Source organism: Peribacillus sp. NPDC096540 (assembly GCF_050278525.1).
GTDB lineage: Bacteria > Bacillota > Bacilli > Bacillales > DSM-1321 > Peribacillus.
In genome coordinates, this window is the sequence record NZ_JBNNTG010000033.1 from 1 (window position 1) to 17803 (window position 17803).

A 17803-nucleotide genomic window follows, 5' to 3' on the forward strand; every position below is an offset into this window, starting at 1 on the left:
GGCACGCCGCCAGCGTTCGTCCTGAGCCAGGATCAAACTCTCCGAAGAAATGTTTGACTTGCTCATTTTGCTTTTTTAATAGTGTGTGCTCACTTTAAAAATTTACGTTGGCGCTTTGTTTTGTTCAGTTTTCAAAGAGCAATGTCTTTCGAAACAGCTTATTAATAATAACATTTTTCACTACTCGGAGTCAACAACTTTTTAAAACTTTTTTAAAAGTTTGTAATCCGTTTGAAACTCGTTCGTAACGACAGATATAAATATAACATCATTACGTTAACTGTGCAATACCTTTTATAAAGTTTTTTTGAGATAATATTGTTTTTCTTTCACGCCTTAGTAATCCAATCAATAAACAGCTGTGAAATTATTATTAAAAAACAAAAAAACCGAACTGGGGCTACCCGAGAATCAAGAGCTATGCTCTATGGATCCTCGCGCCCAAACTCGGTTTCCTATTTTTACTCTTCTTATATTATTAGCGATGTCTCATTAACGGGAATAACAGGACGTCACGAATTGAAGGTGAATTGGTTAATAGCATAACTAGTCGGTCAACACCAATTCCCAATCCGCCAGTTGGAGGCATGCCGTATTCTAAAGCTTCCAAGAAATCCTCATCCATTTCATGAGCTTCATCATTACCTTGCTCACGCTCTTTTAATTGAGCTTCAAAGCGTTGACGTTGATCAATAGGATCATTAAGTTCCGTGAAAGCATTCGCATGCTCTCTACCCACAATGAATAGTTCAAAACGATCAGTAAAACGGGAATCTTCCGGATTTTTCTTAGCTAATGGAGAGATTTCTACCGGATGTCCATAAATGAACGTAGGTTGAATTAACTTGTCTTCTACCTTCTGTTCAAAGAATTCATTTACAATATGTCCAAACTCCATGGACTCCTTCACTTCAATGCCATTGTCTTTAGCAAGCTGTTGTGCCTCTTCCTTACTCATGTGAGTCCAGAAGTCTACACCTGTGTATTCTTTTACAGCGTCTACCATGTGAAGTCGTTTCCATTCTGGTTTTAATCCTATCTCATATTCCCCATATTGAATAGTTGTTGTACCTAAAACCTCTTGAGCAATATGAGCAACCAGGTTTTCTGTCAGACTCATAATATCCTTATAATCCGCATAGGCCTCATATAATTCAATTAGAGTAAATTCTGGATTATGTCTTGTAGATACACCTTCATTTCTGAATACACGGCCGATTTCATAAACTTTCTCTAACCCACCGACAATCAGGCGTTTTAGATGAAGTTCAATAGCAATCCTTAAGTTCAATGGCATATCAAGGGCATTATGATGAGTAAGGAAAGGACGCGCAGCAGCTCCACCTGCAACAGAGTGTAATAGCGGCGTTTCCACTTCCAGATATCCATGATCGTCTAAATAACGTCTCATAGCTTGAACAATTCGACTGCGCATGATTAAGGTGTTTTTGCTTTCCTCATTTGTAATTAAATCCACATACCGTTTCCGATAACGTTCTTCGACATCCTTTAGACCATGAAATTTATCAGGTAGCGGGCGAAGCGCTTTGGCAAGGAACACAAAGTCTTTAGCTTTAATAGAAAGTTCTCCAACTTTTGTTTTAAAGATAACACCAGTGACCCCTACGATATCGCCAAGATCCGTTTGATTGAATATCTTGTATGAATCTTCACCAATTTTATCTAAACGAACGTAGATTTGGATTTGACCGCTGATATCCTGAATATGAGCAAATCCCGCTTTCCCTTTCCCACGTTTAGTCATGACACGACCGGCAATCGTAACCTCAATTTCTTTTTCCTCTAGTTCTTCTTTCTCTAATTCACCATATGTACTCACAATCTCCTGAGCGTTATGGGTACGTTCGAATCTACTCCCGAAAGGGTCTTGTCCATTATCAATCATGGCCTGCATTTTATCGCGTCTTACCTGCAGTTGGTCATTTAATTCTTCATGACTCACAAAAATCATCTCCATCTCTATTAATAAAAATCTTATATAATTATTCAGGATTTCTTTTGCATACGTATTTATTCTTACATAAAGTAAAGGAATTCAACAGCTTTTTATCTTAAAATCTTGTTTATGTACATATAAAAACTGCCAGGATTACTGGCAGTTTTAGATAAGCGTATTATAGGAAAACAGGAAGGTAATGTCAAACATCAGACCATTTGGATGTTCTGTTGCTTCGCTTCAATTTCATCAACAAGTCCATAAAGAAGGCTTACAACATCTTCTCTTGTCTCACAATCATTAATGCCTTTACGGGCCTTAGCATTCCCTTTAACACCCTTTAGGTACCAGGAAGCATGCTTGCGCATTTCACGGACAGCAACATTTTCATTTTTCAATGCAATTAGTCGATCCATGTGAAGAATGCAAACATCCATTTTTTCACGAACTGTAGGCTCATCCATCAGTTGTCCTGTTTCTAAATATTTAACAGTACGGTAGATCATCCAAGGATTACCTAGAGCTGCACGGCCAATCATGACTCCATCGACACCAGTCTCTTTTAACATTCTCTCCGCTTCCTGAGGTGTTTCCACATCACCGTTCCCGATAAGGGGAATATTAATGGATTTTTTCACTTCACGAATGATATCCCAGTTAGCTTTTCCTTCATACATTTGAACTCGAGTTCTACCATGGAGAGAAACTGCTTTACCACCTGCACGTTCCACAGCTTGAGCATTTTGAATAGCAAAGATATGTTCCTCGTCCCAGCCCATACGCATTTTAACAGTAACTGGCTTTTCAACAGCATCAACAACCGCTGAAACCATCTCATAAATTTTATTCGGGTCTAGTAACCATTTTGCACCAGCATCACATTTGGTGATCTTCGGAACAGGGCAACCCATATTTATATCAATGATGTCGGCATTTGTATTTTTATCTACAAACTGTGCAGCTTCTACCAATGATTTCTTTTCACCACCAAAGATTTGCAAGCTTAGCGGCTTCTCTCTTTCATCTATATAAAGCATATTCATCGTTTTTGCATTTTGAAGAACGATTCCCTTATCACTGACCATCTCCGCGCAGACTAATCCAGCACCAAATTCTTTAACTGTCAAGCGGAATGCTGAGTTACATACTCCAGCCATCGGTGCAAGAACTACTGGATTCTTCATTTCAATATCGCCTATTTTTAACACCTTGTGACCTCCTATAACATTCTTTCATTTATCCTCAGGCGGTCTAAGCTCCGCAATGGAAACCCGGAGCACATCCGACACTTCCATTAAAAACGACTCTGAAGGATTGCGGTTCCCTCTTTCGACTTCTCCTAGCAAGGAAACAGAAACGCCAATTTCTTTCGCGAACTCTTCCTGGGTAAATCCCTTTAACTTTCGAAAAGCGCGAATACGCCTTCCCCATTTTTCGCCTTCCATAATCGAACTCCTTCTTTATCCGGAATCTGTTCAAGCAGGCCGCTCAAAGGTGTATACATTTGCGGAAGTTTAATTTCAGGGTCCACTTCCATTAAAGGCACGAGCACAAATGCTCTTTCGTGCATCCGAGGATGTGGGACTGAAAGAATCTCTGTCTCAATATTTTCATGATTATATAACAAAATGTCAAGGTCTAAAGTACGGGGACCCCACCTAACTTCCCTTTTTCTTCCTAACTCTTGTTCAATCTGCATACAAGTTTGCAGTAACTCCTCAGGTTTTAAATCTGTTTTCACTTTGAAAACAGCGTTTAAAAAACAATCCTGATCAGTGTACCCGACCGGGTCTGTTTCGTATAAAGACGAGCAGGCAACCAACTCGATGCGTGAGTTTTCATCCAATAATTGGAATGCGCTCTTAAAAGTGACCAGGCGATTTCCTAGATTCGATCCAATTGAAAGGTACGAAATATTTACCACCGTCAGCGCCCTCTTACAATTTCTATAGCAACCGATTCATAGTGCCCTGCTATAGGAGGATCTGGTTTATAGACTTTCACGGTGCACTTCTCAATTGAAGAAAACTTATGAAGTAATTCTGAGGCAATCTTTTCGGCAACGGCTTCCACTAACTTAAACGGCTTCCCTTCAACTACACTTTTACAAACTTCATATAACTCTCCATAATTAATCGAGTCCTCTAGTTCATCACTCTTCCCCGCCTTGGCTAAATCGGCTTCTACAGTCAAATCTACTTTAAACCGCTGCCCAAGCTTCGTTTCTTCCGGAAACACACCATGGTAACCATAAAACTCCATTTTATTCACAAAAATTTTATCCATTGAAATCACCTTTTCCTAAAAGAGCATCCATCATCTTAGCGGTGCGTGCCATTTCCTTAACATCATGCACACGTACCATTTGACAGCCTTGTTGAATTCCATTACAGATTGTGGCAGCCGTACCTTCCACTCGCTCACTAGGCGGCAAATCGAGAACATGTCCAATCATGGACTTTCTTGATGTCGCAAGAAGCACAGGATAACCTAATGATACCAGCTTATCAAGATTCCTCATCATTTCCAAATTTAACTTTAAGTCTTTCGCAAATCCAATGCCGGGGTCGAGAATGATGTTTTCATCCTGAACTCCCGCTTTCTTTACAATCGTAATGCTTTCAAACAAATCTTGAAGGACATCCCGGACAAAATGACGATAATTCATTTTTTCCCGGTTATGCATTAAAATAATCGGCACCTGATACTTTGCTGCAACATTTGCCATCATGGAATCAGCTTTTGCCCCCCAGATATCATTTAATATATGCGCTCCTGCTTTTACTGCTTCCTCTGCAACCCGAGACTTATACGTATCGATTGAGATTGGAACTTGAATATTACGGGAGATTGCCTCAATGATAGGGGCTACTCTCTCTATCTCTTCCTCATCAGAAACCCGCTCATAATTAGGACGGGTTGACTCTCCGCCAACGTCCAAAACATCAGCTCCGTCCTTAACCATCTGTTCAGCATGCTTCAACGCAGCATCTACCCGGTTATATTTCCCGCCATCCGAAAAGGAATCTGGCGTAACATTTAAAATCCCCATAATTAAGGTCTTCTTGCTGTAATCCAATTCAAGTGAACCACACGTAATCTTTAAAGTATCAGCTAATGACATCCAGCGTTCTCCTTCACCAAAAAAATCTATATATACGAGTTTACCTATTTACATAGGTAAAGTGCAAGCTCCTAAGAGAATAGAAAAAAACCTGTTGGTCTTTTCTACAAAAAAGAAAAGCAAAGCCCCTGGAGGAACTTTGCTTCTCGTTTAATGGTTAATCTTACTCAAAGTTATATAACGGCGTACTTAAGTAACGTTCACCATTACTTGGTATGATAGCAAGGACCTTTTTGCCTTTTCCAAGTTTATCAGCTACTTTAATAGCCGCAGCGATGGCACCACCAGAAGAAATTCCACCAAGGATTCCTTCCTCTTTAGCGGCACGACGTGCGTAATCAAATGATTCCTCTGTATCAACCTGTATGATTTCATCGTAAAGTTCAGTATTTAAAATACTTGGAACGAATCCTGCGCCGATTCCTTGAATTTTATGTGGCCCTGGTTTCCCACCAGATAATACAGGAGAATCTGCAGGCTCAACAGCATAGATTTTAATGTCAGGGTATTTTTCACGTAGCACTTCTCCTGCACCTGTAATTGTTCCACCAGTACCGATTCCTGCAATGAATGCATCCAGACCATCGTCACCAAAAGCTTCTACAATTTCAGGACCAGTAGTGTTACGGTGCACTTCAGGGTTTGCTTTGTTTTCGAATTGCTGTGGAATGAAGTATCCTTTTTCTTTAGATAGCTCCGTTGCCTTAGCAATTGCGCCTTTCATTCCTTCCGGTCCAGGTGTAAGAACTAACTCTGCTCCATAAGCACGAAGCAAGTTACGACGTTCCAAGCTCATTGTTTCTGGCATAACAAGGATTGATTTATATCCTTTTGCTGCAGCTACCATCGCAAGGCCTATTCCAGTGTTTCCGCTTGTAGGTTCAATGATCGTATCACCTTGTTTAAGGTCTCCGCTTTTTTCTGCCGCTTCAATCATCGCAAGAGCGATTCGGTCTTTTACACTACTGCCCGGGTTAAAATACTCAAGTTTCAAATAAATATCTGCACTGTTTTCATTTTGAAGCTTGTTTAATTTTACAATAGGTGTTTGTCCAATTAAATCTATCACAGAATTAGCTATACGTGCCATGTTCTCCACTCCTTATCATCCCAATACCGAGTATGTTTATTGGTTTTATTAATTTAAAGTTACCAGTTTTAATAGTTCATTGTCAATGATTATCTACTATATTCTAAATTTTCTTTCACAACTATTGACCTATTTCTGTTCTTTCAATCCATAAAACCATTCTACATCTAATTCGTCCCAAAAAATCTTTCCGGAAACCGGTGCCTGAATCTGTTCAAGAGCTATTTGGCGGTGAATTTGGTCTTTAACTTCATCATACGTATACTGATTGCCCTCTATTTTTTCATGCAGATAGAGAACAGCCCACCCTTCATCTGTTTCTACAGGACCACTCCACTTATTTACCTTTAATTTCTCTGCAGCTTTAATGTATTCCTTAGAAACCTGCTCGTTATCCTGCGATATATATCCCAAGTCGCCCCCTTGATTGGCAGTAAATTCATCAAGGGACTTTTCCATTGCTAAAACAGCAAACGAAACGCCTTTCTCCAACTCATTAATGATTTGATCAGCTTGCTTTTTTGTAGAAGTGGTAATATGAGAAATATGATACGTAGTAGGGATTCGGTAGATATCCGTATTGTTATCATAATATTTCTGCATCGCCTTTTCGGAAACCGAAACGTCCTTGGTGAGCAGCTTCTCAAGCAAGAGACTCGATTGAATTTCCTGCCTCAATTGATCCGTACTTTTATTAAGATTCTGACCTGCAGTTCCATACATCGTTTTCATCATTTTAAGTTCCCGATCAACCTCTTTATCCGAAGTTTTCACTTTGTATTCTTCTGCTGCTTGTTTCACTACCTCTTTATCAACCATTTCCTCAAGGACATCTTCCCCGTATCTCTTTTCGAGTTCATTAATCCATGCTTCCCGGGAAATATCAGTAGACCCAATCTTTGCAACCGTTTCTTCCCCAATAACGGATTTTGAGATGATTAATGGTTTTATGACAAAAATAACGATAGTCAATAGGTTCAACAAGGCAAGGCCGGCAATAATTGCCCGAAGCTTTTGTTTAGGCAAAACCCTTTTCCCCCATCAATTATTTTTTGGTTTCTGCTTCTAGTTCCTCAAGGTCTTCTTTCGAGAACTGGTAGGTCTCATTACAAAAGTGGCATTGTGCCTCTGCATGCCCTTCTGTCTCAATGATATCCCGAATCTCATCTTGTCCAAGACTAATCAATGCATTGGCAATCCTTTCCCTTGAACACTGACATGAGAACTCGACATCCATTTTTTCTAGAATTTTCACATTACCCTCACCTAAAATCTCTGTTAGGATTTCCTCCGGAGTCAGGCCATTTTGAATCATTTTAGAGACAGGAGTTATCGTGCTTAGCCGACTCTCGATTTTAGAAATCGTATCATCTGATGTACCAGGCATTAGTTGAATAATAAATCCACCAGCTGCAAGTATCGAATTATCGGGATTCACCAGTACCCCAACCCCCACTGAAGAAGGCACCTGTTCGGAAGTTACAAAATAATAAGTGAAATCTTCTCCTAATTCTCCCGATACTAGCGGTACTTGTCCTGAAAAGTAATCACGTAGACCAATATCTTTCACAACGGTTAACAATCCATCAGTACCAACCGCTCTACTAACATCCAACTTTCCTTTTTCATTCAAGTCAAAGTGGGTTTGCGGATTTGTCACATATCCCCGAACTTCACCCTTTGCATTACTGTCGACAAGGATTGATCCAATTGGACCTCCGCCTTCGATTTTAATCGTCAGCTTTTCTTCACCTTTTAACATGCCGCCCATCATCACGCCTGCCGTCATTGCACGTCCAAGAGCTGCGGAAGCAGTAGGCCATGTATAATGACGTCGCTGAGCTTCTCCAACTGTATCCGTTGTTGAAACAGCATATGCCCGAACCTGTCCTTCATAGCCTAAAGCCTTTATTAGATAATCCTTCATTTGTTGTGCTCCTTCCATGCTGCGATTTTTCTTGTTTATTTCTTCACTTGCTCACGATTACGTTTATAAATAAGCTGCAATCCTTTTAAGGTCAAAAATGGTTCAACAACGTCAATAACAGTAGACTCATTAGCAATTAAGGTCGCTAATCCCCCAGTCGCTATTACCGTTGGTTCTAGATTACTTTGTGCTTTAATTCGATTTACGATTCCTTCTACCTGCCCAACATACCCATACAAAATGCCTGCCTGCATAGCTGATACTGTATTTTTCCCGATAATCCCATCAGGACGGCTAATTTCTATTCTTGGGAGCTTAGCTGCTTTTGAATAAAGTGCTTCTGTAGAAATGTTAATACCAGGGGCAATGGCTCCGCCCATATATTGTTTATCCTCATTTATATAGCAATATGTCGTTGCCGTGCCAAAATCCACGATAATGAGAGGGCTTCCATATTCCTGAATGCCTGCAACAGCATTAACAATTCGGTCTGCTCCCACCTCACGGGGATTTTCGTATTTTATATTCAATCCAGTTTTTATTCCAGGTCCCACTATAAGCGGTTTTATGCCAAAGTATTTTTTACACATGCGTTCAAGTGCAAACATAATTGGCGGTACAACTGAAGAAATGATAATGCCATCGAATTGATCAAACGAAAGACCTTCATGTTGTAGCAAAGACTTTATGACCATTCCATACTCATCTTCTGTCTTATAACGGCTCGTCTCAATTCGCCAATGATATTTTAAAATATCTTCATCGTATACGCCCAATACAGTATTCGTATTCCCAACATCCAATACAAAAATCATCGTTATCATCACTCCGGTAAATTATTCTCCCACATCATACCACACTGTTATTTCCCACGCTATTAGTCAAACTTTTCATAAGGTAAAAAAATCCCAGCATCTTTTTCTTAAACCTCCATATTTATTTAAGGGTTAAGAAAAGGGTATTTCCGAGGCGGAAATACCCTTTTGAATTAAAACTTAAGACTTTTTATTGTCATCTTCGTTCGGGAAGGAAAGCGGCTGATCTTGAGGTGTTCCTTCTTTGATTGGAGGAGTATTCAATCCTTCCTCTGTTACTTCAAAGTCCTCAGGTCCTCTCTTATCCAATGGATCTAAAAGAGCTTCTTTTTCTTCCTTCTTCGTATTGATGTTTACCTTGACATTCTCATCAGTAGTCAAATTCCCATTCAGAGCCGTATAATCCCGTTCTGGCAATTTACCGTTATGGAACAAACCTTTGATTTGTTCAGCATCAAGTGTTTCTACTTCAAGTAAGGTTTTGGCAACCAAATCAAGTTTTTCACGATTTTCAGTAAGAATTTTCTTACATCTCTCGTACGCTTCTCTAATGATACGTTGAATTTCAAGATCAATTTCATATGCTATTGCATCTGAATAATTTTGATCATTATTGAAATCGCGGCCTAAGAAGACCTGACCTTGTGAATTACCAAATTGAAGAGGTCCAAGCTTACTCATACCATATTCCATAACCATGCTACGAGCTATTCCTGTTGCACGTTGGAAGTCATTATGAGCTCCGGTACTCACTTCACCGAATGTAACTTCTTCGGAAACCCGGCCACCTAAAAGGCCAACAATCTTATCTTTTAGTTCAGGCTCAGTCATGAAGAAACGATCTTCTTTCGGAAGCATTACTGCATATCCACCAGCTTGACCACGAGGGACAATCGTTACTTTATGAACCACTTCGGCATCATCAAGAACCAGACCGATAATAGTATGGCCTGCTTCATGCCATGCTACAATATTCCGTTCTTTTTTAGAAATCACACGGTTTTTCTTAGCAGGCCCTGCAATAACGCGATCTGAAGCTTCATCCAAATCGGACATGTCGATCTTCTTCTTATCTTGACGGGCTGCTACAAGAGCTGCTTCATTTAGTAAGTTTTCAAGATCAGCACCAGAAAATCCAGGTGTACGCTGAGCTATTGCTTTTAAATCGACAGTCTCTGCTAAAGGCTTGTTACGTGCATGGACCTTCAGTACTTCTTCACGGCCTTTAACATCCGGGCGGCCAACCGTAATTTGACGGTCAAAACGTCCTGGGCGTAATAGTGCCGGATCTAATACATCAGCTCGGTTAGTGGCGGCGATAATAATGATACCTTCATTTCCACCGAAACCGTCCATTTCTACAAGTAATTGGTTTAGCGTTTGTTCACGTTCATCGTGTCCGCCACCAAGACCAGCGCCACGTTGACGTCCAACTGCATCAATTTCATCAATAAAGATGATACATGGTGCATTTTTCTTAGCATTTTCAAATAAATCACGAACACGTGATGCACCGACCCCTACAAACATTTCAACGAAATCAGAACCACTGATTGAGAAGAAAGGTGTACCGGCTTCACCAGCTACTGCCCGTGCAAGTAAAGTTTTACCTGTACCAGGAGGTCCCACTAAAAGTACTCCTTTTGGAATACGGGCACCGAGCTCGGCATATTTGCGAGGGTCTTTTAAAAATTCAACGACCTCGACAAGTTCCTGCTTTTCTTCGTCCGCTCCAGCAACATCATTGAAGCGAACTTTTTTCTTATCATCATTATACAATTTCGCCTTACTTTTCCCGAAGTTCATGACGCGGCCACCACCGCCACCTTGAGCTTGGTTAAGTAAAAAGAAGAAGAGGATAAAAATGATTACAAATGGAATAATGGAAGTGAAAAATGTCACCCAGCCACTTGTCTTTTCTGGAGGTTCAACAGTGATGATGTCTTTACCTAACTTAGTTACGGCATCATTAATTCGACTCTGCGAATATTCACTGAATGGTACGTACGTCACAAAGTATTTGTTTTCCTCATAACCTTTGAGCTTCCCTGTGATTTCAAATACACTGCTTTCGGGCTGCATCGTTAGTGATGTAACGTCCCCACTCTCCAAATGCTTATAGAATTCATCTTGGGTCATTTTCTGTGTTGGTTCATTGTTATTATTAAAGATGCTTACAATCCCAATGATGACCAAAAAGATCAGTAAATAAAATATGGTATTACGGAAGATCCGATTCATCCCTTACCTCCTCCCACGGGTAAACAAACTATAGTAAATACTATCATAAAAAATTAATGAATTACAATAATTTAACACCGCTGTTTTTATCTGGTCTTCTCTTTCAAACAGGTACTATTAATTCGAGTAAATTTCAGGCTTTAATATGCCAATATACGGGAGATTACGATATTTTTCTGCAAAATCAAGACCGTATCCGACAACAAATGCGTCTGGTACGATAAATCCAAAATAGTCCGGAGTAATATCTGCTTTCCTGCCAGTTGGTTTATCTAATAAGGTAACGATTTTAATTGATTTTGCTTTTCTATAACGGAAAAGTTCCGCAAGGTAGCTCAGGGTCAAACCGCTGTCGATAATGTCTTCAATAATTAAAATATCACGGCCTTCTACTGATGTATCAAGATCTTTGATGATTTTCACTTCACCAGAAGATACAGTAGAGTTACCATAGCTTGAAACATCCATGAAGTCCATTTCAAGGTGAGTATCCACCCGTTTTAGTAAATCTGACATAAATGGCATGGCGCCTTTTAGCACGCCGATAGCCAACGGAAACTTACCTTGGTAATCAGCTTCAAGCTGTGCTCCTAGTTCCCTGATTTTTTTTTGAAGTTCTTCCTCAGATATTAATACTTTTTCAATGTCATTTTGCATGGTCATTGTAATTAATTGCCCCCCATGAAGAATTAAGCTTTTTTATATTCTAAGTAGATTAAAGATGTTTCATCAGAAATCATATCCGGTTCAACATTCGACTTTTTTAAGCCAGGAAGCCAAATAGCCGTTCCTGTCTGATCGATGATCACCGGCCATACATTTCTTTCTAACAATGGGATTTTTTCATTAATAAAAATCTCCTTCAACTTTTTGCTCCCACCTAATCCCTTAACTGCCATCCGTTCGCCTTCATTCCTAGTTCGGGCAGTCAGCGGAAACTGAACCGCGGATTCGGGAAGAATAAAAGAATAGTTTCCTTTAAGAACGGGAATTTCTTCTTTTATATAGTGCGCTTTAATCTTATATCCATTCGGAAGAATAGTCTCACCGGGAATTTGTAATTTAAGGGAATATTTAAGGCTTTCTTGCTGAAAAAATCTAAAGGTACAAGTTTTATATGATTTTTCCGCAATAAGGCCCTCCGGAAGATGCAATTCTGCAGATGGTTGAGGATTTAAAAACAAAGCTAAAAGTTGGTCAATATGTAATGCTGAAAGCGATGAAGGTCTCTCCAAATAAAGATAGTTTAATATTAGTTGAATCGCTCTTCTTTGTAAAGGTTTAGGCATCGCCAGAACCCTATCAATCTGAATTACTGCGTAATCTTTTTCCTGTTGAGCCCAAACCTCGGGCATTTTGCTTGAAACAAGGTTCTGAAAAAACTCTTCATCTTCATATAGTTCTTCACTAAAGCGTTGAAAATGATCGTGTACCTTTCTATTTTCTTTCTTTAAAAACGGAAGAACTTCATGTCTAAAACGGTTTCTTACATAGTCATCTTTTTCGTTGCTCGGGTCATACCTCGGCTCAAGTTTATGAATACCCGCATATTCAATTATTTCGTCTTTGGTAAGTTCAAGAAAGGGCCTGATTAGATAACCGGTATGAAAATGTCTCTTTAGAGGAATACCTGCTCTGGCCTTACCTGTCGCCCCTCTTGTTAAACGCATGAGCACCGTTTCAATTTGATCATCTCCATGATGCCCTAAAACAAGAGTGGAGGCTTGATGTTTATCCATCATTTCTTCATAGAAAGCAAAACGTAACTTTCTTGAAGTCAATTGGGAGCTTTCTCCTGTCTGTTCAATATAGGATGGTACGTCGATCCTTCTACCCTCAAAAACGATGCCCCACTGTTCACATATTTGTTCGACATATTTATAATCTTCGTAGGATTCATCACCACGGAACATATGGTCAACACTCGCAACAGTTAACTCGTAATGAAAAAGAGGTTGAACTTGCTTTAGAAAATGGAGAAGAACCAATGAGTCAGGCCCCCCCGAAACACCTACCAGCAACTTCGACTTTTCCTGAATCAATTCGTTTCTATAAATTGTCTTAAGAACTTTTTCCTTTAACATACAATCTTCCTTCTTTATGGACAGGTATTAGTTTATACGATTCAAACATGAAGTGGTTTCAAATATTCCATGTTGGTAACGTATTAACTATATCATAACAACTGTTCATATATGTAAAGAACATAGAGTATCGATATTATGGCTACCAGCAAAAAAGTTTCAAAAAAACCTCCCCTCATTTTTTTAGGGTGACTTTGAGATCTTCGTGCTTGTCTCGTTGTAGCTTGCCTTGTCGCAGCTTGACTCGAGGGCTTTTTCTTTAAATGATTTTGATTACTTAACATAGTAACTAGGTCCTCCCGCATTTGTAAGGCTGAATCATACTTCCCGAGCAGTGCTTTATCTAGCATCTTTCTATATGGGTGTAATTCCTTTTTCTGCTTAATCAATTCGTTAAGCTGCCTATACCCCTCCCCTTTCTTATGAAAACGTGCAGGATAGGCAGAATTGATGATTATCATTGCTACCGCGAACAAATCATATTGTGGATCAGCCTTTCTTGACCCAAGTCCCCAATAACCTCTGTCGAAGAACTCGGTGAACTCTTTAACAGATCGACCAATCAAGGTTGTCCCACCTACATCTACACATCGGACCTTGTAGGCTGGGGAGGTCACTATTAAATTCTCAGGTTTTAAATCACCGAATACCCATCCATGTGTATGCAAAGCGGACAAGCTAGTTAATAGCTGAAGCATAAAGACACCAATCCACGATGATCCTTTTTTTTCAATAAAACGCAAAAAATCGTGTCCATGGATATACTCCATAACATAAAAAGGTAGCTGCTTTCCTGTTTCCATAAAGTCGTCCGCTTCCAAAAAGGAAGGTCCAAGGGAAGACCCCTGGACCTTGGAAAAGGATTTTAGGATATTCATCTCTGAAATAATGGACGTCCCATTATCACTGAGCTTAAGCGCATAATGACGATTTTCACTTTCCACCAAATAGACAATCCCGTTAGCGCCACACCCCAATTCCTTGATAATTTTGTACCGGTTTTTATTCCACTTTCCAGTGATTAAGCTGCCAGGAAGGAGTTTACATTGATTCCTCAAAGTATTGTTCATCATCATGTGATAACAATCCCCTCAATGAACGTTTTTTATTAAAATAAGATAGAGCTTCACGAATTGCTGGCCCTGTTGGAGTGAGGCCTCCTGTACTAAGCTTAGGGAAAGTTGCCGTCAAAGCTTCAAGGTTTGGGGTCCAATCAAGCAACTTTTCCACATCATTTCTTTTCCCAGGAAATACGAATACGGAAAAACGGCTGTCACCCATTCTTGCATTCATACTTAGGGAAAGATCTAATAAGGATTCTTTTACAGTAGGCAGCTTATGTTTCATACTCGCACTTGTATCGACAAGAATTAACACTTCAAGCTTGCTAGTTTCCCCAAGCTCATCAACCACCTCCATCACTTCCCCTCGTTTTTCCGGAGGGAGATCTTCCATTGTTCTTGAATCACCTAATATTTGTTGTAGTTCACGATTAATAACTCCCTGTATGGTTTGAGTCATTGCCTTTTGGGTTACCATTTGGACAGTCTGTGACAACTGCTGTGAATAGACAATTTGGCTTACACCACCCCCGGAACCAGCAATCTTTTCAATTTCTTTAAGTCCCTTTTCATCTATCACATCATTTTCCATGACACCTATGACATTGATTGTTATGCCTTGCTCCCGTGCTAATGCAGCCATAGCAGCCGGCTCCTCACCATGATTTGAACAGCCGTCAGTAATAAGCAAAATCTGTCTTAATGTTCCTGCTTTCATGTTTGGCTCTCCCTTCCTTTCAATTTGTTACCATAATTGACTAAAAGGGGATAATTTATACGCCAACAACACATGCAACCAAGTCACATTTCTTATACACTTTGGTAAGGGATCTTTAAATTTGACCAACTATTCCTTTACATAGCAGTCAACAAAACACGTCATCTGTAGACGACCTCCTTATCTTAATTCATGGTTTGGGTCCCTCGTTACTGAGCCTTTTTGCGTTTTGGAGAAACGGGGATGGATGCCCATTTCGGTGTATTATGTTTAATTTTTGAGGTTACTACTGTCATATCATCATCAATGATTCCTTTTGTTCGAATGACCTCTTCTAATATTAAATCAGATATTTCCTGTGGGTCGTCTGTCTCCATTTCCTTAATTTTTCGTTTAAGCCAGAACTCGATATTTTCCACATGAGAGGGACCATCGAACACCCCATCACTCATCATAATTAAGATATCCCCTGCCTTTAGCTCCTCGGATACGACATCAACATCGAAATCCTGGATGATACCCATTGGCAGGTTACTTGATTCAATTTTAATGATTTTATCCCCCCTTTTAATGAAACTTGGTATCGAACATATTTTTAAAAACTTAGCCTTTGCATCCTGAAGGTCAATCATTGCCAGATCAAGAGTTGAAAATATTTCATCGGTCGTGCGTAGGGATAATACGGAGTTTACGGATTTAATGGCTATTTTTTCTTCTATTCCCGATTGTAAAAATTTCTGTAGCAGCTTCAAAGTCTCGGTGCTTTCAAAATGGGCCCTTTCCCCATTACCCATCCCATCACTAATAGCTATTGCAAATTTGCCGCAACCAATTTCCATGGTCGTATAACTATCTCCTGAAACAAGCCCTCCCCCCTTGGCAGCATGAGCCACACCCGTTTCGACCGTGAATTTTTTTGCTGACCTAAATATCACCTCACATTGCCCGTTTGGATAAGTTGCACACTCTTCGGAATGGACAACAATCGTTTCTCCTAAAATGTCGGAAAGCATAGGTGCAATCAACTTCTCACATTCCCCTCTGCCTTGGCAGTATGGGACACTCATCTCTATATCAACACTTCCCTGTTCAAGACTGTATATTTCCACATAACCGATATGCAGGCCAAAATCCTGAATGGCCTCCATAATGGATTCCTCGTGTAAATGATGATTCTTCCTTTCCCTTTGAATTTCTTTCGCGAAATCATCCATCACTGCAGAAACTCCGCGAAGTTGGTCCGCCACTAGTTTCCTGCTTTCTTTCACCTGCCTTTTTAACTTTTGGTTTGCTTCAAAGTAAGTAAGTTCCTGAGAAATTGCCCCAATGACCTGCGGCCCACGGCTACAGTATTTCCCCCATTCTTTTGAAGTTTTTTGGGGGAGCTGTCCATTATTTTCACTTAATTGAAGCATAATCTCCTGCATACCCTCATAGGTTGTATTAAAGTTTTTAGCCCAGCATTGTTCCTTTTTAAAACAGATTTGGCACGTTTTTTCAGTCACATTACTTAAAAAATAATCGAACTCTTTCTCATCCTCTTCCAATCTTCCTCTTTCATCTACTTGGGAAAAGCTATTTGAGAGCGCCTCAAATACATGAGAGAATTGTTCCACTCTTTGGGCGGTAACGTCCCTCACTTTCCGGGCATACTGTTGCTGTTCATCCGAACTCTCTACGGTCCCGGGTATATGCTTGGCTATTTTATTGATTATGGAAGATGGTGTTAATATAAATAACGCCACAGCTATAAGTGATTCATAGAGGGTAACCATAATATTATTAGTTCCCTCTCCGTATAGACCTATTAGTAACGTAGCAATTAACAGGCCTGCCGCAACCCCTATCTTCCTACCCTCCTTCAACAAACCACCGAGGAGGCCCGAAAAAGCGAGAAGGCTCATTTGATAAAGACTGGCTATACTTGCTAAGCTGAATATTAATCCTGTAACAACGCCTACAGTGGAGCCTATAGCGGCCCCTCCCGCCAGCCCGAATAGGAGGACAAGGTATCGTGAAAATATATGATCGAGTGACAGGTCATATATCATCCACCCAATTGTTCCTGTCATCACCGACGCGAGTAGAATGATGATGCTGACGATCTCTTCTGTCTTTAATGATTGTGACTTTGTCCGTATTGATAGCAAAGGGATGGACTGTATGAAAATTAAGGTTAATATCATGGCGAGTCCTGCCTCTACTCCTATCATCATCAGGTCGTACAGCTGAATCGTTCGAAACACAAGATATTGCTCGGCCAGGTTTACCAGGAAGAGTGAAGCAAAGACGTACATCGACATCGTCTTAAATTGCCCTTCTACGGCCGGCTTCTTGATTTTATGAAATAATAGAAGCAGGAACGCCGATGCAAAGATGACTAAACTATTAGAATAGTGAACGGTGAGCCCCCCAGCGATTAAGCCAAACAGTGCGAGTGGGGCTCGGTCACGTCTCATGAGAAAAACGGCTGCGAAAAACGGAAGCCCAAATGGCGCTAACTGCGAAAGAATTAATGCTCGTCCTAATAAAAAACCGATAATGGCTAAAGAGATACCTTTCTTTATAAATATATCATCTGTTTTCGTTTGCAGCTGTTGGATCCAATTGATGGCTCCCTCCTTTGCTTCTTTTAACTGAACATCCCCAAGAGGTTCCATCATAGGTCTTTCTACTTTTTCCATTTCAACACCCCATTCGTATTAGTGATTTTTATTATATAGAGGGCTTAACCATTTTTTTGTCAGAATTTTAAAAACGTAAATGAAAAACGTTCGACGAAATTC

General features: G+C 40.1%; 16 protein-coding genes. All 16 read right to left on the minus strand.

Translation table 11 applies throughout. The annotated features are described in order from the left end of the window. Positions 1–478 precede the first annotated feature (478 nt). Positions 479–1978: a lysine--tRNA ligase gene (gene lysS / locus ACQKMR_RS22425; RefSeq protein WP_427699299.1), complete on the minus strand. Its 1500-nt coding sequence runs from the start codon at positions 1976–1978 to the stop codon at positions 479–481. Between the two features lie 188 nt (positions 1979–2166). Continuing rightward, a complete protein-coding gene (gene dusB, locus ACQKMR_RS22430) occupies positions 2167–3165 on the minus strand; it encodes a tRNA dihydrouridine synthase DusB (RefSeq protein WP_427699300.1) in 999 nt (332 codons plus the stop codon). Positions 3166–3189: 24 nt separating this feature from the next. Then, positions 3190–3402, minus strand: coding sequence for a helix-turn-helix domain-containing protein (locus tag ACQKMR_RS22435; RefSeq protein WP_427699301.1), 213 nt, complete (start codon positions 3400–3402; stop codon positions 3190–3192). Beyond that, positions 3354–3881, minus strand: a complete 528-nt coding sequence (gene folK, locus ACQKMR_RS22440) for a 2-amino-4-hydroxy-6-hydroxymethyldihydropteridine diphosphokinase (RefSeq protein ID WP_427699302.1) — start codon at positions 3879–3881, stop codon at positions 3354–3356. Before folK ends, ACQKMR_RS22435 begins: the two co-directional genes overlap by 49 nt. Positions 3882–3883: 2 nt before the next feature. After that, a complete protein-coding gene (gene folB / locus ACQKMR_RS22445) occupies positions 3884–4243 on the minus strand; it encodes a dihydroneopterin aldolase (protein WP_427699303.1) in 360 nt (119 codons plus the stop codon). Then, positions 4236–5081, minus strand: coding sequence for a dihydropteroate synthase (folP, locus tag ACQKMR_RS22450; RefSeq protein WP_427699304.1), 846 nt, complete (start codon positions 5079–5081; stop codon positions 4236–4238). Before folP ends, folB begins: the two co-directional genes overlap by 8 nt. A 163-nt stretch (positions 5082–5244) precedes the next feature. Then, positions 5245–6171: a cysteine synthase A gene (gene cysK, locus ACQKMR_RS22455; RefSeq protein ID WP_427699305.1), complete on the minus strand. Its 927-nt coding sequence runs from the start codon at positions 6169–6171 to the stop codon at positions 5245–5247. Between the two features lie 129 nt (positions 6172–6300). Continuing rightward, the gene (locus ACQKMR_RS22460; RefSeq protein ID WP_427699306.1) at positions 6301–7197 is read right to left on the minus strand and encodes a peptidyl-prolyl cis-trans isomerase; all 897 of its coding nucleotides are present in this window, start codon (positions 7195–7197) and stop codon (positions 6301–6303) included. A gap of 19 nt (positions 7198–7216) precedes the next feature. Beyond that, positions 7217–8098: an Hsp33 family molecular chaperone HslO gene (gene hslO, locus ACQKMR_RS22465; RefSeq protein WP_427699307.1), complete on the minus strand. Its 882-nt coding sequence runs from the start codon at positions 8096–8098 to the stop codon at positions 7217–7219. A gap of 35 nt (positions 8099–8133) precedes the next feature. After that, on the minus strand, positions 8134–8913 hold the full coding sequence (locus ACQKMR_RS22470; RefSeq protein WP_427699308.1) for a type III pantothenate kinase: 780 nt from the start codon (positions 8911–8913) through the stop codon (positions 8134–8136). A gap of 180 nt (positions 8914–9093) precedes the next feature. Continuing rightward, the gene (ftsH, locus tag ACQKMR_RS22475) at positions 9094–11154 is read right to left on the minus strand and encodes an ATP-dependent zinc metalloprotease FtsH (RefSeq protein ID WP_427699309.1); all 2061 of its coding nucleotides are present in this window, start codon (positions 11152–11154) and stop codon (positions 9094–9096) included. A 117-nt stretch (positions 11155–11271) separates the two neighbouring features. Then, positions 11272–11811 carry a hypoxanthine phosphoribosyltransferase gene (gene hpt, locus ACQKMR_RS22480; protein WP_427699344.1) on the minus strand — a complete coding sequence of 180 codons (540 nt, stop codon included), beginning with the start codon at positions 11809–11811 and terminating at the stop codon, positions 11272–11274. A 32-nt stretch (positions 11812–11843) separates the two neighbouring features. Continuing rightward, entirely contained in the window at positions 11844–13238 is a 1395-nt protein-coding gene (tilS, locus tag ACQKMR_RS22485; RefSeq protein WP_427699310.1) for a tRNA lysidine(34) synthetase TilS, read from the minus strand. 92 nt (positions 13239–13330) lie between these two features. Further along, positions 13331–14314, minus strand: a complete 984-nt coding sequence (locus tag ACQKMR_RS22490; RefSeq protein WP_427699311.1) for a protein kinase domain-containing protein — start codon at positions 14312–14314, stop codon at positions 13331–13333. Further along, positions 14280–15017, minus strand: coding sequence for a VWA domain-containing protein (locus ACQKMR_RS22495; RefSeq protein ID WP_427699312.1), 738 nt, complete (start codon positions 15015–15017; stop codon positions 14280–14282). The genes ACQKMR_RS22490 and ACQKMR_RS22495 overlap by 35 nt, the downstream gene beginning before the upstream one ends. 209 nt (positions 15018–15226) lie before the next feature. Next, positions 15227–17701: a stage II sporulation protein E gene (gene spoIIE / locus ACQKMR_RS22500; protein WP_427699313.1), complete on the minus strand. Its 2475-nt coding sequence runs from the start codon at positions 17699–17701 to the stop codon at positions 15227–15229. Positions 17702–17803: the final 102 nt, after the last annotated feature.